Here is a 19,540-nt window from a genome sequence, read left to right as displayed (position 1 = left end):
ATGGAATTCCTCGATCTCGGACCATTTTCTCGTGCGTCCGGCACGGTTCGTTTGCCTGGCTCGAAGAGCATTTCGAATCGGGTGCTGCTGCTCGCGGCGCTCGCCGAAGGCGAAACGACAATCACGAACCTGCTCGACTCCGACGACACGCGCGTGATGCTCGACGCGCTCGAAAAGCTGGGCGTGCGTCTGAAGCGCGACGGCGACACGTGCGTCGTGACCGGCACGCGCGGCGCTTTCACGGCGCGCACGGCCGATCTGTTCCTCGGCAATGCCGGTACGGCGGTTCGTCCGCTGACTGCGGCACTCGCGGTGAATGGCGGCGACTATCGCATTCACGGCGTGCCGCGCATGCACGAGCGGCCAATCGGCGATCTGGTCGATGGATTGCGGCAGATCGGCGCGAAAATCGACTACGAAGAAAACGAAGGTTTTCCGCCGCTGCGAATCCGCCCGGCGCAGATTTCCGCCGAGGCGCCGATCCGCGTGCGCGGCGACGTCTCCAGCCAGTTCCTCACCTCGCTGCTGATGACACTGCCGCTTTTGCGCACCGAAAGCGGCGTGAGCACCGTTCAGGTCGACGGCGAACTCATTTCCAAGCCGTATATCGATATCACGATCAAGCTGATGGCGCGCTTTGGCATCGAGGTCGAGCGCAATGGCTGGCATCAGTTCGTGGTGCCGGCGGGGCAGCGTTACCAATCGCCGGGCACCATCATGGTGGAGGGCGACGCGTCGTCGGCGTCCTATTTCCTCGCGGCGGGCGCCCTCGGCGGCGGGCCGCTGAAGGTGGAGGGCGTCGGCCGTTCAAGCATTCAGGGCGACGTCGGCTTCGCGGATGCGCTCATCAAGATGGGCGCGAATCTGCAAATGGGCGAGGACTGGATCGAAGTGCGCGGCGTCGGCCACGACAGCGGCAAGCTCGAGCCGATCGACACGGACTTCAACCTGATCCCCGACGCCGCCATGACCATAGCGGTTGCCGCGCTGTTCGCCGACGGCACGACCACGCTGCGCAACATTGCGAGCTGGCGGGTGAAAGAGACGGACCGGATCGCGGCGATGGCCACCGAACTGCGCAAGGTCGGCGCGAAGGTGCAGGAGGGCGAAGACTTCCTGGTGGTCACGCCGCCAGAGAAACTGATTCCGAACGCGTCGATCGACACCTACGACGATCACCGCATGGCGATGTGTTTTTCGCTCGTGAGTCTCGGCGGCGTGCCTGTCCGGATCAACGACCCGAAGTGCGTCGGCAAGACATTTCCCGATTATTTCGAGCGCTTCACCGCGCTTGCCCAACCCTGATTCCTGTGCGAATCGCCTGACGTGCGACTCTTTCGATGAAACTGATCCGTCCCTTTCACCAGACGCCCGTCATTACGATCGACGGCCCGAGTGCCTCCGGCAAAGGCACCGTGGCCGCGCTGGTTGCCGCCAGCCTCGGCTTCCACCTGCTCGACAGCGGCGCGCTGTACCGCCTCGCCGCGCTCGCCAGCATTCGCTACAACGTCGCGGCGGACGACGTCGAAGCCCTTGTAAAGCTGATCGACGACCTGCATATCACGTTTCGCGAAGGCCTTGCTCAGCTCGACGGAGTGGACGTTTCGGCGGACATTCGCGCCGAGGAAGTGGGCAGCCGCGCTTCAGCGATCGCCGTGCATGCCCCGGTGAGGGCCGCGCTGGTGGCGCGCCAGCGGGCGTTTCGCAAGGAGCCGGGCCTCGTCGCGGACGGTCGCGATATGGGGACGGTCATCTTCCAGGACGCCGTGCTCAAGGTGTTCATGACCGCCAGTGTGGAAGCCCGCGCGGCGCGGCGGCATAAGCAATTGATACAAAAAGGCTTTTCTGCTAACATAGATAACTTGCTCCGGGATTTGCGTGAGCGCGACGAGCGTGACAGTCAGCGCGCAGCCGCGCCGCTTAAGCCCGCAGCGGATGCAAAGCTGCTCGATACGTCCGCCTTATCGGTCGATCAGGCGGTCGAGCAGGTAGTCCAATGGTACGAAGCCTTGGTTCCGCAGGCGTGACTGGAATGCATCGAGCATCGGTCGCACATGAATGCGCGGCCGCAGTCGTAGTTCCATTGTGTGTTGGTGCTTCGCGATGGTCGCGAAGCGTTGTATTAACCCTTTAACCCCGCGTGGCATTCGCATTCTTGCCGTAGTTGCTGACCGTCCGGCCAGCCGGGCAGCGCGAGAACCATGCAAATTTCGATTTTTATGTCCGACCTGCAAACCTCTACCCCGAATACCGAATCTTTTGCGGCTCTGTTCGAAGAGTCGCTGACCAAGCAAGACATGCGCGCCGGCGAAGTGATCTCCGCCGAAGTCGTGCGTGTTGACCACAACTTCGTGGTCGTCAACGCTGGTCTCAAGTCCGAAGCCTACATCCCGCTCGAAGAGTTCCTGAACGACGCGGGCGAGGTAGAAGTGCAGGCGGGCGACTTCGTTTCCGTCGCGATCGACGCGCTGGAAAACGGCTATGGCGACACGATCCTGTCGCGCGACAAGGCGAAGCGTCTGGCTTCGTGGCTGTCGCTGGAAAAGGCTCTCGACAACAACGAACTCGTGACCGGCACGATCACGGGCAAGGTCAAGGGCGGCATGACCGTCATGGTCAACGGCATCCGCGCGTTCCTGCCGGGTTCGCTGGTCGACACGCGTCCGGTCAAGGACACGACCCCGTACGAAGGCAAGACGCTCGAATTCCGCGTCATCAAGCTCGACCGCAAGCGTAACAACGTCGTGTTGTCGCGCCGTGCCGTGATCGAAGCGACCCAGGGTGAAGAGCGCGCAAAGCTGCTCGAAACGCTGAAGGAAGGCGCGATCGTTGAAGGCGTGGTGAAGAACATCACCGACTACGGCGCGTTCGTGGACCTCGGCGGTATCGACGGCCTGCTGCACATCACCGACATCGCATGGCGTCGTGTGCGTCACCCGAGCGAAGTGCTGTCGGTTGGCCAGGAAGTCACCGCGAAGATCCTCAAGTTCGACCAGGAAAAGAACCGCGTTTCGCTGGGCATCAAGCAACTCGGCGACGATCCGTGGGAAGGCATCTCCCGTCGTTACCCGTCGGGCACGCGCCTGTTCGGTAAGGTTACGAACATCACCGACTACGGCGCATTCGTCGAAGTGGAATCGGGCATTGAAGGCCTCGTCCACGTGTCGGAAATGGACTGGACGAACAAGAACGTTGCACCGTCGAAGGTTGTTCAGTTGGGCGACGAAGTCGAAGTCATGGTTCTCGAAATCGACGAAGATCGCCGCCGTATCAGCCTCGGCATGAAGCAGTGCAAGCCGAACCCGTGGGACGACTTCAGCCGCAATTTCAAGAAGGGCGACAAGCTGCAAGGCGCAATCAAGTCGATCACCGACTTCGGCGTCTTCATCGGTCTGCCGGGCGGCATCGACGGTCTGGTTCACCTGTCGGACCTGTCGTGGTCGGAAACGGGCGAAGAAGCTGTTCGCAAGTACAAGAAGGGCGACGAAGTGGAAGCGATTGTTCTCGGCATCGACGTCGAGAAGGAACGCATTTCGCTGGGTATCAAGCAGCTCGAAGGCGACCCGTTCAGCAACTTCGTTGCAATGAACGACAAGGGCTCGATCGTCGACGGCGTGGTCAAGACGGTAGACGCGAAGGGTGCAGTGGTTCAGCTGTCGGCTGAAGTCGAAGGCTACCTGCGCGCTTCGGAAATCGCACAAGACCGCGTGGAAGATGCTCGTAACGTGCTGAAGGAAGGCGACAAGGTCAACGCGATGATCATCAACATCGATCGCAAGTCGCGTGGCATCAACCTGTCGATCAAGGCGAAGGACTCGGCTGAGCAACAGGAAGCGATCCGCGGCCTGGCTTCGTCGGATTCCAGCGCAGCTGCTACCGGCACGACCAACCTCGGCGCACTGCTGAAGGCCAAGCTCGACGGTCAGAACCAGTAATTGAGGAACGCCCCCGAACCTGCCGTCTTTGCGCGGCAGGTATCCCTTTGCGGGGAAAACCTGGGGGCGGCTCGGCGTTTTCTTGAGAGGTCTGCTGCAGTATGACCAAATCGGAATTGGTCGCCCAACTGGCTACGCGGTTTCCGCAACTTGTCCTGAAAGATGCGGATTTCGCAGTGAAGACGATGCTTGATGCGATGTCGGAGGCACTTGCCAAAGGTCATCGCATCGAAATTCGAGGTTTCGGCAGCTTCGGCCTGAACCGCCGTCCTTCCCGCGTCGGGCGCAATCCGAAGTCGGGCGAAAAAGTGCTGGTGCCTGAGAAGTACGTGCCGCACTTCAAGCCGGGCAAGGAATTGCGCGAGCGCGTCGATCGTCGCGCGGGTGAGCCGTTGAAGGCGGAAGAGCCGGACGACGATCTGTAAATGCTTCGCCATACGCTGTGCATTTGGCAGCGTGGCTTTGGTAGCGTCAGCGGCCAGTGCCAGTCGGCAAAGAGAAGAAATGCGCCTCCGGGCGCTTTTTTTTCGCCTGCGCATTTTCGGTCCACCTCCGCGGACACGCACGTGCCGGTTGAGTTGTCGGCCGCAGTGTCCGGCGCCTTAATAGCCGCGATTTCAGCCAAGATATCAAGCAGTTTCCACGCCGAGTTCTCGGTCGACTTCAAGACCACTTGTACGTCGAGTCTCAAGCTGCCGTCCAGCCGCCATCCCAGCCGCCGTCAAGCCGCCGTCCAAGCCCCAATCCCCGCGACACATCCACCCACACTAAGCTCACAACGATCGCGTCAAACCGGAACCCCGCCCGCATCATCACCGCTGCTTTTCTGTAAGCGCAGGATCCGCCAGTTCCTGCCCAGTCGCGAGGGCTTCAATTACAATACGGGTCACTTCGGCGCGGGCAACACCGTGGCGCGACGCGTCATCAGGCCGGCGTCACCCCGCAAATGCCGTCAAGAGATCTATTCATGAAATTTATCGTCTGGCTGATCCGTGTACTGGTGTTCGTGCTGCTGCTGGTGCTCGCACTCTCCAATACGCAACCTGCTACGCTGAATTTCCTCGCTGGCTACGCGTGGTCGGCGCCGCTCATCCTGATTGGACTCGCGTTTTTCGGGGTTGGGCTGCTCGCGGGGCTCGTTTCGTCGATGCCGGCTGTCGTGCGCCTGCGCATGGAGAATGGCCGCCTCAAGCGAGAACTGCGTGTGGCCCGCGAGGCGCCGGTCGTCGTTGAACAGCCGCCCATGCCGCCGCTGATCTGATTTTGTCGTTCGCCGCGCTCATAGCGCGCGGCATTCCATTTCCGCCTTCAGGCTCATTTGCATTCATCGCATGGATCTAGACTTCTGGTGGCTGCTCGTCATACCCGTCGCTTTTGCGTTCGGCTGGATGGCTGCGCGCTACGACCTCAAGACGCTGCTGTCAGAAAGCGCCAATCTTCCGCGCTCCTATTTCCGCGGACTCAACTTTCTGCTCAACGAGCAGCCGGATCAGGCGATCGACGCGTTCATCGAAGTCGTCAAGCTCGATCCTGAAACTGTCGAACTTCACTTTGCGCTGGGCAATCTGTTCCGGCGCCGCGGAGAAACGGACCGCGCCATTCGCGTGCATCAGAATCTGCTGAGTCGTGCGGATCTGCCGGTCAGCGAGCGTGATCACGCGCTATTCGAACTCGGGCAGGACTTCCTGAAAGCCGGCCTGCTGGACCGCGCGGAAGAAACCTTCCGTTCGCTCGAAACCGGCGACTACGCGTTGGGTGCGCAGCGCGCGCTGCTTACGATCTACGAAATCGAGAAGGACTGGATCAAGTCGATCGACACAGCGCGTCATCTCGAAACGATGGGCGCGGAGTCGCTCGACAAGGAAATCGCGCAGTTCCATTGCGAACTCGCGCAGGAAGCGCTGCAACAGAAAAAGCCCGACGAAGCACGCCGGCAACTCGGCTTCGCGCTGAAGGCGAACCCTACCAACGTGCGCGCCACGATTCTGTTTGGCGACGTCGACGCGGCCGGCGGCGCACAGGAAGCGGCGATCGAACAATGGCGGCGGGTCGAGGAACAGAACCCTGCCTATCTGCCGCTCGTCGCCGAGAAGCTGATGAAGGCGTACGAAGCGCTCGGCCGGGCGCAGGAAGGCGCCGATCTGCTCACCACGTGGGTCGACCGCTATCCGAGCAATGATCTGCTCGACGTCGCGTACCACCACGTCGCGTCGCTGCGCGGGCCAGATGCGGCGCACGCGCTCGCACGCTCGCAGATGCAAAAGTCGCCCAACCTCGCGGGTATGACGCGGCTGCTCGAAGCGCAACAGGCCGTCGCGGAAGAGCCGCGGCGCAGCGAACTCGAACTGATGCGCACGCTGATCCGCCAGCGCACCAAAAATCTGCCGCGCTACACGTGCCAGAATTGCGGCTTCAGGGCGCGGCTTTTCTACTGGCAGTGCCCGGGTTGCAGCGGTTGGGAAACCTACGCGCCGCGCCGGGTCGAACCGATCACCGCGACGAACTGAGTTCGCGGACGGATTTGACATCGTGCTGATGACCGGCCTCTTTACCGCCGGGAATCATCACCGGAACCTTCAACCGGAAAGCGTATGAAAATCACCATTATCGGCACCGGCTATGTCGGCCTCGTCACTGGCGCGTGCCTCGCTGAAATCGGCAACGACGTGTTCTGTCTCGACGTCGATCCGCGCAAAATCGAAATCCTCAACAACGGTGGCGTGCCTATTCACGAGCCGGGTTTGCAGGAAATCATCGCGCGTACTCGCGCGGCCGGCCGCATCACGTTTTCGACGGACATCGAGGCGAGCGTCGCTCACGGCGACGTGCAATTCATCGCGGTCGGCACGCCGCCCGACGAAGACGGCTCGGCCGACCTGCAATACGTGCTGGAAGCCGCGCGCAACATTGGCCGTACGATGAACGGCTTCAAGGTGATCGTCGACAAATCGACGGTGCCGGTCGGCACTGCGCAGCGCGTGCGCGCGGTGATCGAAGAAGAACTGGAGAAGCGCGGGCTTGCCGGTAGCGCACAGCACCGCTTTTCGGTTGTGTCGAATCCCGAGTTCCTGAAGGAAGGCGCGGCAGTAGACGACTTCATGCGACCCGACCGCATCGTGCTCGGCAGCGACGAAGACGAAGCCGGCTTGCGCGCGCGTGAACTGATGAAGCGCCTGTATGCGCCGTTTAACCGCAATCACGAACGCACGTTGTACATGGACGTGCGTTCGGCCGAATTCACCAAGTACGCAGCCAACGCGATGCTCGCCACGCGCATCTCGTTCATGAACGAGATGTCCAATCTCGCGGACCGCGTCGGAGCGGATATCGAGGCGGTGCGCCGCGGCATCGGCTCGGACCCGCGGATCGGCTATCACTTCCTGTATGCCGGTTGCGGCTACGGCGGCTCGTGCTTCCCGAAAGACGTGCAGGCGCTGATTCGCACTGCCAGCGAAAGCGGCCACAATCTGCGCATTCTCGAGGCCGTCGAGGAAGTGAACTACACGCAGAAAGACGTGCTTGTGCAGAAGATCGCGCACAAGTGGGGCAACGACCTGTCTGGCCGCACGTTCGCCGTTTGGGGCCTCGCGTTCAAGCCGAACACCGACGACATGCGCGAAGCGCCGAGCCGCCGCGTAATCGCGGAGCTGCTGGCGCGCGGCGCCAACGTGCGCGCGTACGATCCGGTCGCCGTGGCAGAAGCGCGGCGCGTTTTCGCGATGGATCTGCACGATTCGCCGGAACAACTCGAGCGTCTTACTTTCACGAGCACGCAGGACGAAACGCTCACAGGCGCCGACGCGCTCGTGATCGTCACCGAATGGAAGGAGTTCAAGAGCCCCGACTTCGCGTATCTGAAATCCGTGCTCAAGTCGCCGGTGATTTTCGACGGCCGCAATCTGTACGAGCCGGATGCCATGAACGAACTCGGCATCGACTATCACTCGATTGGACGTCCTTATGCCCAACCCTCCAAACGTGCGGCCGATGCCTGAGATCATGCCCGCATCCGCCACGTCCACGCCCACCTCCACGACGTCGCCCGCACTTACCGTGGTGCCGCGTGCGCAACTCGCTGCCGCGCGCGTCCTCGTGGTCGGCGACGTGATGCTGGACCGCTACTGGTTCGGCGACGTCAATCGTATTTCGCCGGAGGCGCCGGTGCCGGTCGTGCACGTGCAGCGCCAGGAAGACCGGCTTGGCGGCGCGGCGAACGTCGCGCGCAATGCGGCGGCGCTCGGTGCGCAAGCGGGCCTCCTGTGCGTCGTCGGACATGACGAACCGGGCGAGCGCATCGTGCAGTTGCTCGGCGAGAGCGGCGTGAACCCGCATCTCGAACGCGATCCCGCGCTTCTAACGACAATCAAGCTGCGTGTGTTGTCGCGTCAGCAACAGCTGCTGCGCGTCGATTTCGAGAACTCGCCCGCGCATGAAGTGCTGCTCGCGGGTCTTGCTCGCTTCGACGAATTGCTGCCTTCGCACGACGTGATCCTGATGTCCGATTACGCAAAGGGCGGCCTGACCCACGTCACGCAGATGATCGCGAGAGCGCATGCTGCAGGCAAACCGGTGCTTGTCGATCCGAAGGGCGACGACTGGGAACGTTATCGCGGCGCTACCTTGATCACGCCGAATCGCGCGGAGTTGCGCGAAGTGGTCGGTCAGTGGAAATCGGAAGAAGACCTGATCGAGCGCGTGAGCAAACTGCGCGCGGATCTTCAGTTCGAGGCTTTGTTGCTCACGCGTTCGGAAGAGGGCATGACGCTGTTCTCCAACGACGGCATCCTGCACACATCGGCTGTCGCACGTGAAGTGTATGATGTTTCGGGTGCGGGCGACACGGTGATCGCGACGCTCGCGGCCATGCTGGGCGCGGGTCTCACGCTGGTCGAAGCGGTTGGCCTCGCCAATCGCGCGGCCGGCATCGTGGTCGGCAAACTCGGCACCGCCACCGTCGACTACGACGAACTCTTTCAATGACGCTGCCCGCCAGATTCGTTGCCGCACGCCTTCGGGCTGCGTGCAAAATGGATCGGCGGGACGTCGACTGACCCTGACGATTCGCGTTGGCGCCTGAGCGCTCACGCGAGTCCTTACAAGGCTCATTACCGCGGGACCATCATGACCCTTATCGTCACCGGCGCGGCCGGTTTTATCGGCAGCAACCTCGTGAAAGCGCTCAACGAGCGTGGCGAACAACGCATCATCGCCGTGGACAATCTGACGCGCGCCGACAAGTTCAAGAACCTCGTCGACTGTGAAATCGACGACTACCTGGACAAGACCGAATTCGTCGAGCGCTCCAAGCGTGGCGACTTCGGCAAAGTGCGCGCGATTTTCCACGAAGGCGCCTGTTCGGACACAATGGAAACCGACGGCCGCTACATGATGGAGAACAACTTCCGCTACAGCCGCGACGTGCTCGACGTCTGCCTCGCGCAGAACATCCAGTTCCTGTACGCGTCTTCGGCTGCAACGTATGGCGGCTCGAACCGTTTCGTCGAAGAGCGCGAAGTCGAGCAGCCGTTGAACGTGTACGGCTATTCGAAGTTCCTGTTCGATCAGGTCGTTCGCCGCGTGCTGCCCACTGCCAGAAGCCAGATCGCCGGATTTCGCTACTTCAACGTGTACGGTCCGCGCGAAACGCATAAGGCGCGCATGGCGTCGGTGGCGTTCCACAACTTCAACCAGTTCCGGGCCGAGGGCAAGGTCAAGCTGTTCGGCGAATACAACGGCTACGCCGCGGGCGAACAGACACGCGACTTCGTCTCCGTGGAAGACGTGGTGAAGGTCAACCTGTTCTTCTTCGACAATCCCGACAAGTCAGGCATCTTCAATCTGGGCAGCGGGCGCGCGCAGCCGTTCAACGACATTGCCAGCACGGTGGTCAACACGCTGCGCTCGTTGAACAATGAGCCGTCGCTCTCTCTCGCGGATCAGGTGCAACGCGGGCTGATCGAGTACATCCCGTTTCCCGACGCATTACGCGGCAAGTACCAGTGCTTCACGCAAGCAGACCTCACGAAGCTGCGCGCGGCCGGTTATGACGCGCCGTTCCTGAGCGTGCAGGAAGGTGTCGATCGCTACGTTCGTTGGCTGTTCGGCCAGGTGTAAATAATTCGGATACCTCTTTAAACTGGAATCTCCCGGTTGGTGATGTCGCCAACCGGTTGTACGAGGGAGATTCCATATGTTTCGAAAAATTCTGGTTACCGCGGCCATGCTCGCCGCTTTCGGTCACGCGTATGCGTCGGTCGACGTCAACACGGCTAACGAGGACGCACTGCGCGGCATCAAAGGCATCGGTCCTGCCAAAGCGAAAGCCATTCTCGAAGAGCGTTCAGCGCATGGTCCATTCAAGGACCCGAGCGATCTCGGCAAGCGGGTCAAGGGCATGGGCGGGCATACCGTCGAGCGCCTGCAGGCGGAGGGTCTCGCTGTCGGTCCGGCTGGCGCGGCTGCTGGCTCGCAGGTTGCGGCGTCTTCACAGACCAAAGGCGCGACCGTTCCGGCCAATACGCCTAAAGGCGGCGCCACAGTGGCGGTGAAGAAATAGTCTGACGCGAGTCAGACACGAGTCGGGCGCGCGGTACCGGTTGTGCCGCGCGCGATTCGCCATCGTATTCCCTTCATGGTCGGAGCCGGCAGCAGCGCTCCTTAAGTCGTCACTCGCATGACTGGCTCCCGCGGTACTCAGCCGCGGGCTTTTTGCGTGGCGGAGGTTGCATCCATGCGGGCAGAAGGGCCGCGCGGCAACCATGGGCACCGTGGTTTAGAATCAAAGCATTGAAGACTTCGCGCATCGACAGCACCAGAACCTATATGGCTTACAAAACGATTGAAGACACGATCGGCAATACGCCGCTCGTGCAACTCGTCCGGCTCCCCGACGACGAGATCCGCAGCCGTAACAACGTGGTACTCGCCAAGCTCGAGGGTAACAATCCCGCTGGCTCGGTGAAAGATCGCCCGGCGTTGTCGATGATCAAAAAAGCGGAAGCGCGCGGCCGTATCAAACCGGGCGACACGCTGATCGAATCGACAAGCGGCAACACCGGTATCGCGCTCGCCATGGCAGCGGCGATCCGCGGCTACAAGATGGTTCTGATCATGCCGGAAGACCTGTCGGTAGAGCGCCGTCAAAGCATGGCCGCATACGGCGCGCAGATCATCCTCACGCCCGTAACGGGCGGCATGGAATACGCGCGCGATCTGGCCGAACAGATGCAGCGCGACGGCAAGGGCATCATCCTCGATCAATTTGCGAATCCGGACAATCCGGCGGCGCACGTCGAAGGCACCGGCCCCGAAATCTGGCGCGATACCGAAGGGCGTATCACGCACTTCGTGTCGTCCATGGGCACGACGGGCACCATCATGGGCGTGTCCAGTTATCTGAAGCAGCAGAATCAGGCGATCGAAATCGTCGGCGCGCAGCCTGAGGAAGGGTCGCGCATTCCCGGCATCCGTAAATGGCCAGAGGCTTATATGCCGAAGATCTTCGACCGTAGCCGGGTTGACCGCGTCGAGAACGTGAGTCAGGCCGCTGCCGAAGCAATGGCGCGTCGCTTGGCGTCCGTCGAAGGCATTTTTGCGGGCATTTCGTCGGGCGGAGCGTGCGAGGTGGCGTTGCGCGTCGCGCGTCAGGTCGAAAACGCGACCATCGTATTCATTGTCTGCGACCGCGGCGACCGTTACTTGTCCACTGGCGTGTTTCCGGCGTAAGCGGGTAGTGTCGCTCACGCGCAATATCGGATAGCGCCAGTTAAAAAAAAGCGCCAGCAGGCGCTTTTTTTACATCTATAGCACGCAGGTATCGGCCTGCAGTCCGCGCTATGAACTATTGCGAAGCCGCGCTCGGCGGCGCAGCGTTGTTCTGAGCATTGCCCGGACTCGCTGCGTCGCTGGCTTGCATCTGCGACTTGATGCGCTCGCCCAACTGATAAACCGCGAGTGCATAAAAGAAGCTGCGGTTATAGCGCGTGAGCACGTAGAAGTTTTTCAGGCCCAACATATATTCCGTGCCGCGGCCCGGCGACGGCAGGTCGACCACCGTGACAGGCGTTCCCGCTTCCGCTGCGATATTCACGCTCGGCTCATTGAGCAGCAGCCCCGCGCGCAACAACTGGTCGAGCGGCCAATGCGGTTCCGGCGCGCCGTCCGCGGCGGCTTGCGCGACGCCCAGGCTGCCAGCGTCCGTACCGATTTTCCATACCACCGGCCGGCCGTTTTCCCAGCCGTTCTGCCGCAGATAGTTCGCCACGCTGCCGATTGCATCCGCCTGGCTCGTGCGCAGGTCGATTTCCTTGTTGCCGTCGTAGCTCACCGCGTACTGCGTGATGCTGCTCGGCAGGAACTGCGGAATGCCGATCGCGCCCGTGTACGAGCCGAGCACCGTGGTCGGGTCGATCTGCGAATCGCGCGTCCACACCAGGTAGTCTTCGAGATTCTTGCGGAACGTTGCCTGACGGTCGGCGCGATTAGGCGTGTTCGGGTAGTCGAAACTGAGCGTAGTCAGAGCGTCGAGGACGCGGAAGTTGCCCATGAAACGCCCGTAGATCGTTTCCACGCCAAGAATGCCGACGATCACCTCCGGCGGCACGCCGAACTCCTCGTAAGCACGCTGCAGCGTGGCCTGATTCGCGCGCCAGAAGCGAATGCCCGCGTTGATGCGAATCTGGTCGAGAAAGCGCGACTGATACGCGCGCCAGTTCTTCACCGAAGGAGATGCCGACGGCGTCACCAGCTTGACCGCGGTCGCCGAATAGCTCACGCCGGCAAAAAGCGAGTGCAGCGACGACTCGTCGAAGTCGTAGCGCGCCACCATATCGTTGATGAATGCATCGACATTCGGGTTGTTCGCGTAGCGCTGCGGAATGATTTCTTCTTCGAAGGTTTGCCCTTGCGGCACCGCTGTTTGCGGTTGTGCCTGAGCGAGCAGCGTCGGCGGTTTTTTTCCGGCGATCTGCGCACGTGCCGGAGTGGTTGCCATGAACATGCACGATGCGATGGAGAGTGCGGTGGCGATGGTTCGGGTGCTGAGCCGGTTTCGTGCAGACAGAGCAAGCTTGACGGTCATAGTGAGCTGGGGGCGCAGTGCGAAAGGACAAAGACATGAGGAAAACGGATCGGGGCAGTATACCCGAGGCCTCTCGCGAAACTGTGCCGGACGCGTTACAGCGACGTCGTGTGGTAACTTGACGATGTTGGCGCGCCGCGGGCGCGCGCCCCTGGATGGAGACGCGCCGCGCACGCCTCGAAGGCCACGCGCCGCAGAAGAAAATCATGGCAACAGGCTTCTATTCTCACGCCGACTGTCTGCTGCACGACATGGGGCAATGGCATCCCGAGTGCCCTGCACGGCTGCAGGCCATCGAAGATCAATTGATCGCAAGCCGCATCGACGCGTTGATCGAACGCGAGTCGCCGCCGCTCGCCGACGAAGCGGCGCTGCTACGTGTGCACACGCAAGCGCACATCGATTACATTCGCAGCCGTTCGCCGGCCGAGGGCATGGCTGAAATCGACCCCGACACGTCGATGAATCCGCATACCTTGCAGGCAGCGTTACGCGCAGCCGGCGCCGCAGTGGCCGCCACCGACGCGGTCATCGAAGGCCGCTTCGACAACGCCTTCTGCAGTGTGCGCCCGCCCGGTCATCACGCGGAACCCGCGCGCGCGATGGGCTTCTGTTTCTTCAACAATGTCGCAATTGCCGCCCGTCATGCGCTGGAGGTGCACGGCTTGCAGCGCGTCGCGATCATCGACTTCGACGTGCACCATGGCAACGGTACCGAGGCGGCGTTTTCCGGCGACTCGCGCGTGCTGATGTGCAGCATCTTCCAGCATCCGTTCTATCCGTTCACCGGTGCCGACAATCAGGCGCCCAATATGTGCAACGTGCCGATGCCCGCGCGCTCGAAAGGCATGGCGGTGCGCGAGGCGGTCGACATGCTGTGGCTGCCTCGTCTGCATGAATTCAAGCCTGAGATGCTGTTCATTTCGGCAGGCTTCGACGCGCATCGCGAGGACGATCTCGGCAACATGGGTCTGGTCGAAGACGACTACGCGTGGATCACCGACCAGATGCGCGACATCGCAAACCGATATGCGCGCGGGCGGATCGTGAGTTGCCTCGAAGGGGGCTACAACCTGTCTGCTCTTGGGCGCAGCGTCGTCGCGCACGTGCGCGCGCTTGCCGGAATCTAAGCAGTCGCCGCGCCGCATACGCTGCGGTTGCCGGACATTGAAATGGGAGCGAGCCATGAATGCCGATGCACTGAGCGCTTCGCTGATCGAGACGGAGGCCGACGCGTACGGCGTGCCGGGCGTCGTCCTTCTGACGATGAACCGGCCCGACGCGTTCAACGCACTCTCGGAGCCGATGCTCGACGCGTTGCAGGAAGCGTTGAACGGACTCGCTGCGTCGCAAGCGCGCGTGGTGGTGATCGCCGGCGCGGGGCGCGCATTCTGTGCGGGACACGATCTGAAAGAGATGCGTTCGGCGCCGTCGCTCGAGTATTACCAGACGCTGTTCGCGCGCTGCACGAAACTCATGATGACGATTCAGCGCTTGCCTCAGCCGGTGATCGCGCGGGTTCAAGGGATTGCGACGGCGGCCGGCTGCCAGCTCGTCGCTATGTGCGATCTGGCGGTGGCTTCGGACACCGCGCGGTTTGCCGTCTCGGGCGTGAACCTCGGGCTGTTTTGCGCGACGCCGTCGGTGCCGCTGTCGCGCAACCTCTCTCGCAAGGCCGCGCTCGAAATGCTGTTGACCGGCGATTTCATCGACGCCGCAGAGGCGAAGCGGCAAGGCCTCGTCAATCGCGTGGTGCCCGCGGACTCCCTGGATGCGGAGGTGGCAAGGCTTGCCACCAGTATTTGCGCAAAGCCCGTGGAAGCCGTGACTGCCGGCAAGGGGCTGTTCTACCGGCAGCTTGAAATGGGCATCGAAGCCGCGTATCAGCTTGCGGGCCAGACCATGGCCTGCAACATGATGGACGGCTCGGCGCTCGAAGGTGTTCAGGCGTTCATCGACAAACGCCCACCTGACTGGAAGCGTTAGCGCGTGCGCCCAGTCTCTGATCGATCCACTCGATCAGTTCGCTCATCACGCGCTCGCCGTCCAGATCGTTCATCGTCTCGTGAAAGCTGCCTTCATACAGTCGTAGCGTCTTGTCCGGCGATCCGGCGTGCTCGCTAAAGTCGCGGCTTCCTTCAGGCTCGGTGAGCTTGTCGGCGGTGCCGTGATAGACGAGTAGCGGCAAGCGCAGCGCCGCGCGGCCCACCTCGATGCGTGCCATTGCCAGCAGCAATTCCGCGCCGGTGCGCGCGGGGATCGGACCGTGATGCACGAGCGGGTCGTTGCGGTTCGCGTCCACCACGGCAGGTACGCGCGAGAGCAGGGCGGCGTCGATTTTCATAGCCGGGAAGTTTGGCCAGACGCGGCTGATCACCTGACTCAGCTTGAGCATCCAGCGAGGCACGTCGCGCCCTGGCGCCAGCGCGGGGCTCGACAGGATCAGACCGCTCAAACGTGTGCCGAGGTCGTCGCGAGCGGTGCCGAGGCGCTCGGTCGCGTAAAGCGCGGCTACGGCGCCTCCCATGCTATGGCCCATCAGAAAAAGCGGTGCATGCGGACGTGCCTGGAATGCGGCATCGAGTAAAGCCTGTGCGTCCAGCAGGTAATCGTCGAATCGGTCGACGTATGCACGCTTGCCGGGTGCCCGGCCATGGCCGCGCAAGTCGATTGCCAGCAGTTCGACGCCGGCCGCGTTGAGCCTCGTGGCCAGCGCCCGATAGCGGCCCGCGTGTTCAGCCAGTCCGTGAATGAGTGCGACCGTTGCGCGCGGCGTTCCTATGACAGGCCAGCGGTACAGCGGCAATTCGACGTTGTCGGCTGCAAAGACTGACGAGCGAAAAGGCTCGGTGCTCTCTGCGCCGCTCGGGGCGGCGAAAACGCTGCTGTTTTGGGAAGTCTGCATGACGGCGCGTCCATGGGTTCTGGTCCCGGCAGATCATAGACCGCCGCCAGGTCGCCCGGCGAAATCGCGCCTTGCGCCTTCCTCTAATGTCGATTAGTTATGAAAGAATCGTAATTGATTATTAAAGGGAATGACGCCGCCTACGGTAGAATCGCGGGCTCAAATCCCAATAAAAGTGACGGCGGATGCTTGGTCGCAGAGCGCACGACGCTCGTCGACAAACCCGCCGTTTCGTTTTTCCATGATCGAAATACGCAATATCTCCCAGCGGTTCGCGGGACCCCGGGGCTGGGTCGAGGCACTGCACAACGTCAATCTGTCGATTCCGGCGGGCGAAGTGTTCGGCATCATCGGCCGCAGCGGCGCGGGCAAGAGCACGCTTGTGCGGACCATCAACCTGCTGACGCGTCCGACGGAAGGCAACATCGTCGTCGACGGCCGGGATCTCACCACGCTGCCCGCTGCGCAATTGCGCGAGGCGCGCCGCGAGATCGGCATGATCTTCCAGCACTTCAACCTGCTGTCGTCGCGCACGGTGTATGAGAACGTCGCGCTCCCGCTCGAACTCGCCGGCATGAAGCGCGACGAGATCGAGGCGCACGTGCTGCCGCTGCTTGAACTCGTGGGCTTGTCCGCTCAGAAGGACCGCTACCCGGCGCAAATCAGCGGCGGGCAAAAACAACGGGTGGGCATCGCGCGAGCGCTCGCTAGCAAGCCGAAGGTGCTGCTCTCGGACGAAGCGACGTCCGCGCTCGATCCCGAAACCACGCGCGCGATCCTCGAACTGCTCAAGCGGATCAATCGCGAACTGAATCTGACCATCGTGTTGATCACGCATCAGATGGACGTGATCAAGCAGGTTTGCGATCGCGTCGCCGTGCTCGACGCGGGCCGCGTGGTCGAAGAGGGCAAGGTGATCGACGTGTTCCTGCAGCCGCATCACGAAGTCACGCGTGCGCTGATCGGCGACGTGATCGCGCAAGAACTTCCGCCTGCAATGAAGGCGCGTGTGGCCGAGCGTCTGAAAACCGGCAGCGGTCATCTGCTGCGCCTCGCGTTTACGGGTTCGGGCGTCGATCAGCCGATTCTCTCGGAGACGATTCGCCGCTACGAACTCGACTTCAACATCCTGCACGGACAGATCGACGAGATTCAGGGCCAGGCGTTCGGCTCGCTCGCGGTGCTCGCGGGCGGCGAGCCGACCAAGGTGGCGCAAGCGCTCACTTATCTGCGCGAACAAGGTGTGGTGGTGGAGGAACTCTCGTATGTTGAGTGAAATGTTCGATATGTTCGTCCAGTCGTTCTGGGAAACGCTCGTCATGGTGGGCATTTCCGGACTGGTCGGCGCGCTGGTGGGTTTGCCGCTCGGCGTATTGTTGTATCTGACGGACCGTCAAGGCGTATTGCAGAACGTCGCAGTCAATCGTGCGATGGGCGTGGTCGTCAATGCGGTTCGCTCTACGCCGTTCATCATCCTGCTCGTGGCGGTGATTCCGTTCACGCGCCTCGTGGTCGGCTCGTCGATCGGCACGGCTGCGGCCGTTGTGCCGCTGACCATTGCCGCGGCGCCGTTCATCGCGCGTCTCGTCGAGACCGCGCTGCGCGAAGTCGATCGCGGCCTGATCGAGGCGGCGCAAGCAATGGGCGCGACCACCAGCCAGATCGTATTCAAGGTGTTGTTGCCGGAATCGCTGCCGGGCGTTGTCGCGGGATTGACGATCACGTTCGTCTCGCTGGTCGGGTATTCGGCGATGGCGGGCGCGATCGGAGGCGGCGGTCTCGGCGACCTCGGCATTCGGTACGGGTATCAGCGGTTTCTGCCGGAAGTCATGTTGACGGTCGTCGTGATTCTGATCGTCTTCGTGCAATTGGTGCAGTCGTTCGGGGATTGGCTCGTGCGTCGTCTGAGCCATAAATAATCAAAAGGTCCATCATGCAACGTCGTTTCATTTTCAAGCTCGCCGCGGCGCTCGGTGCCGTATCGATCTTCGCCGCCAACGCGGCTCACGCTGAAGACTCGATCAAGGTCGGCGTCACCGGCGGTCCGCACGCGCAGATCATGGAAGTCGTGAAGACTGTCGCGGCAAAGAACGGTCTGAACATCAAGATCGTCGAATTCTCCGACTACGTGCAGCCGAACGCGGCGCTCGCCGGCGGCGACCTCGACGCGAACAGCTATCAGCACGACCCGTATTTGCAGGCGCAGGTGAAGGACCGCGGCTACAAGCTGATTCGTGTCGCCGACACGGTCACGTATCCGATGGGCATCTATTCGAAGAAAGTAAAGACGCTGGCCGAACTGCAGCAGGGCGCGAAGATCGCGGTGCCGAACGACCCGACCAACGGCGGCCGCGCGCTTTTGCTGCTGCAAAAGCAGGGGCTCCTGAAGTTGCGTGCCGACGCGGGTCTGAAGGCTACGCCGCTCGACATCGTCGACAATCCCCGGAAGCTTAAGATCGTCGAACTCGACGCCGCGCAGATTCCGCGCTCGCTCAACGACGTGGATGCGGCGGCGATCAACACCAACTTCGCGATGGAAGCAGGGCTGAAGCCGAAGCAAGACGCGATCGCGATCGAAGACCCGAAGGGTCCGTACGTGAACATCATCGCAATCCGCGAGGCGGACAAGAATAAGCCGTGGGTCGCCAAGCTGGTGGCGGCTTACCATTCGCCGGAAGTGAAGCAGTTCGTCGAGGGCAAGTTCGGCGGCGCTGTCATCACCGCCTGGTGAGCAGAGCGGCTTCAGAAACGGCAAAACACGTCGGCGATATGAGAACTGGAGTCGTAAGTGAGAACCCGGGGTTGCTACCCGGGTTTTTTTGCGATTAAAATAGAACGACCGTTCGATATTGCCGTCACGCCACTGGGGAGCGATATCCTCGTGCTAGAACACCCGCGATAAGGCTGCAGTGAGGCAGTCGCTATAATGTTCGTTGGGTTGACGTATTCGTAACTTTGGAGCGTGTGCATGAAAATCCTGGTGCCAGTCAAGAGAGTGGTCGATTACAACGTGAAGGTCCGAGTCAAGTCGGACGGCACGGGCGTCGACATTGCGAACGTGAAGATGTCGATGAATCCGTTCGACGAAATCGCGGTTGAAGAGGCGGTGCGTCTGAAAGAAGCCGGTGTGGCGACCGAGGTCATCGCCGTGTCGGCCGGTGTCGCGCAATCGCAGGAAACGCTGCGCACAGCGCTCGCCATCGGCGCGGACCGCGCGATCCTGATCGAGTCGTCGGAAGAGTTGCAGCCGCTGGCGGTCGCCAAGCTGCTCAAGGCGCTGGTCGACAAGGAGCAGCCGCAACTGGTGATTCTCGGCAAGCAGGCCATCGACGACGATTCGAATCAGACCGGTCAGATGCTTGCCGCACTGGCTAACCTGCCGCAGGCAACGTTCGCGTCGAAAGTGGTCGTGGCCGACGGCAAGGCAACGGTTTCGCGCGAAGTTGACGGCGGTGCCGAAACGCTGTCGCTCACGCTGCCCGCAGTGGTCACCACCGACCTGCGCCTGAACGAGCCGCGCTATGTGACGCTGCCGAACATCATGAAGGCGAAGAAAAAGCCGCTCGAAACGATCAGGCCTGAAGACCTCGGTGTGGATGTCGCGCCGCGTCTGAAAACGCT

Annotated in this window: 19 protein-coding genes; 17 read left to right on the top strand and 2 right to left on the bottom strand. The window is 61.8% G+C overall.

Annotated elements, in window-relative coordinates; translation table 11 throughout:
• The 11 genes from aroA to cysM all read left to right on the top strand — a co-directional run bounded on the left by aroA (position 1) and on the right by cysM (position 11,660).
• Entirely contained in the window at positions 1-1,305 is a 1,305-nt protein-coding gene (gene aroA / locus H281_RS0120190; protein ID WP_020068973.1) for a 3-phosphoshikimate 1-carboxyvinyltransferase, read from the top strand.
• A gap of 35 nt (positions 1,306-1,340) precedes the next feature.
• On the top strand, positions 1,341-2,027 hold the full coding sequence (gene cmk, locus H281_RS0120185) for a (d)CMP kinase (RefSeq protein ID WP_020068972.1): 687 nt from the start codon (positions 1,341-1,343) through the stop codon (positions 2,025-2,027).
• Positions 2,028-2,201: 174 nt separating this feature from the next.
• Entirely contained in the window at positions 2,202-3,935 is a 1,734-nt protein-coding gene (rpsA, locus tag H281_RS0120180; RefSeq protein ID WP_020068971.1) for a 30S ribosomal protein S1, read from the top strand.
• Positions 3,936-4,036: 101 nt separating this feature from the next.
• On the top strand, positions 4,037-4,360 hold the full coding sequence (locus tag H281_RS0120175; RefSeq protein WP_006050255.1) for an integration host factor subunit beta: 324 nt from the start codon (positions 4,037-4,039) through the stop codon (positions 4,358-4,360).
• 542 nt (positions 4,361-4,902) lie between these two features.
• On the top strand, positions 4,903-5,196 hold the full coding sequence (locus tag H281_RS0120170; RefSeq protein WP_020068970.1) for a LapA family protein: 294 nt from the start codon (positions 4,903-4,905) through the stop codon (positions 5,194-5,196).
• A gap of 70 nt (positions 5,197-5,266) precedes the next feature.
• The gene (lapB, locus tag H281_RS0120165; protein ID WP_020068969.1) at positions 5,267-6,442 is read left to right on the top strand and encodes a lipopolysaccharide assembly protein LapB; all 1,176 of its coding nucleotides are present in this window, start codon (positions 5,267-5,269) and stop codon (positions 6,440-6,442) included.
• 84 nt (positions 6,443-6,526) lie between these two features.
• Positions 6,527-7,930 carry a UDP-glucose dehydrogenase family protein gene (locus H281_RS0120160; RefSeq protein WP_020068968.1) on the top strand — a complete coding sequence of 468 codons (1,404 nt, stop codon included), beginning with the start codon at positions 6,527-6,529 and terminating at the stop codon, positions 7,928-7,930.
• A complete protein-coding gene (rfaE1, locus tag H281_RS34760) occupies positions 7,896-8,915 on the top strand; it encodes a D-glycero-beta-D-manno-heptose-7-phosphate kinase (protein WP_084690147.1) in 1,020 nt (339 codons plus the stop codon). Before H281_RS0120160 ends, rfaE1 begins: the two co-directional genes overlap by 35 nt.
• A gap of 141 nt (positions 8,916-9,056) precedes the next feature.
• Positions 9,057-10,049 carry an ADP-glyceromanno-heptose 6-epimerase gene (gene rfaD, locus H281_RS0120150; protein ID WP_020068966.1) on the top strand — a complete coding sequence of 331 codons (993 nt, stop codon included), beginning with the start codon at positions 9,057-9,059 and terminating at the stop codon, positions 10,047-10,049.
• A 76-nt stretch (positions 10,050-10,125) separates the two neighbouring features.
• Entirely contained in the window at positions 10,126-10,491 is a 366-nt protein-coding gene (locus H281_RS0120145) for a ComEA family DNA-binding protein (protein ID WP_020068965.1), read from the top strand.
• Between the two features lie 266 nt (positions 10,492-10,757).
• Entirely contained in the window at positions 10,758-11,660 is a 903-nt protein-coding gene (gene cysM, locus H281_RS0120140; RefSeq protein ID WP_020068964.1) for a cysteine synthase CysM, read from the top strand.
• A 115-nt stretch (positions 11,661-11,775) separates the two neighbouring features.
• Here cysM and mltB read toward each other — a convergent pair whose 3' ends face one another.
• Positions 11,776-12,933, bottom strand: a complete 1,158-nt coding sequence (gene mltB, locus H281_RS0120135; RefSeq protein WP_020068963.1) for a lytic murein transglycosylase B — start codon at positions 12,931-12,933, stop codon at positions 11,776-11,778.
• Between the two features lie 287 nt (positions 12,934-13,220).
• Here mltB and H281_RS0120130 point away from each other — a divergent pair, with 287 nt between their 5' ends.
• The gene (locus H281_RS0120130) at positions 13,221-14,144 is read left to right on the top strand and encodes a histone deacetylase family protein (protein WP_027804782.1); all 924 of its coding nucleotides are present in this window, start codon (positions 13,221-13,223) and stop codon (positions 14,142-14,144) included.
• A gap of 55 nt (positions 14,145-14,199) precedes the next feature.
• Positions 14,200-15,000 (top strand): enoyl-CoA hydratase, encoded by an 801-nt coding sequence (locus H281_RS0120125; protein WP_020068961.1) that lies wholly within the window; start codon positions 14,200-14,202, stop codon positions 14,998-15,000.
• Here H281_RS0120125 and H281_RS0120120 read toward each other — a convergent pair.
• Positions 14,966-15,919, bottom strand: a complete 954-nt coding sequence (locus H281_RS0120120; protein WP_020068960.1) for an alpha/beta hydrolase — start codon at positions 15,917-15,919, stop codon at positions 14,966-14,968. The genes H281_RS0120125 and H281_RS0120120 overlap by 35 nt on opposite strands.
• 241 nt (positions 15,920-16,160) lie before the next feature.
• On the opposite strand from H281_RS0120120, the gene H281_RS0120115 reads away from it, so the two are divergent.
• The 4 genes from H281_RS0120115 to H281_RS0120100 all read left to right on the top strand — a co-directional run.
• A complete protein-coding gene (locus tag H281_RS0120115; protein ID WP_020068959.1) occupies positions 16,161-17,195 on the top strand; it encodes a methionine ABC transporter ATP-binding protein in 1,035 nt (344 codons plus the stop codon).
• Entirely contained in the window at positions 17,185-17,838 is a 654-nt protein-coding gene (locus H281_RS0120110; protein ID WP_020068958.1) for a methionine ABC transporter permease, read from the top strand. Before H281_RS0120115 ends, H281_RS0120110 begins: the two co-directional genes overlap by 11 nt.
• A gap of 14 nt (positions 17,839-17,852) precedes the next feature.
• Positions 17,853-18,650 carry a MetQ/NlpA family ABC transporter substrate-binding protein gene (locus tag H281_RS0120105; protein ID WP_020068957.1) on the top strand — a complete coding sequence of 266 codons (798 nt, stop codon included), beginning with the start codon at positions 17,853-17,855 and terminating at the stop codon, positions 18,648-18,650.
• Between the two features lie 237 nt (positions 18,651-18,887).
• Positions 18,888-19,540 (top strand): electron transfer flavoprotein subunit beta/FixA family protein (locus H281_RS0120100; protein ID WP_020068956.1); only part of this gene is annotated, 653 nt, incomplete at its 3' end.

The organism is Paraburkholderia caledonica (assembly GCF_000383275.1).
GTDB lineage: Bacteria > Pseudomonadota > Gammaproteobacteria > Burkholderiales > Burkholderiaceae > Paraburkholderia > Paraburkholderia caledonica.
Note: the sequence above shows the minus strand (reverse complement) of the source record. Positions and strands in the feature narration are given on the sequence as shown.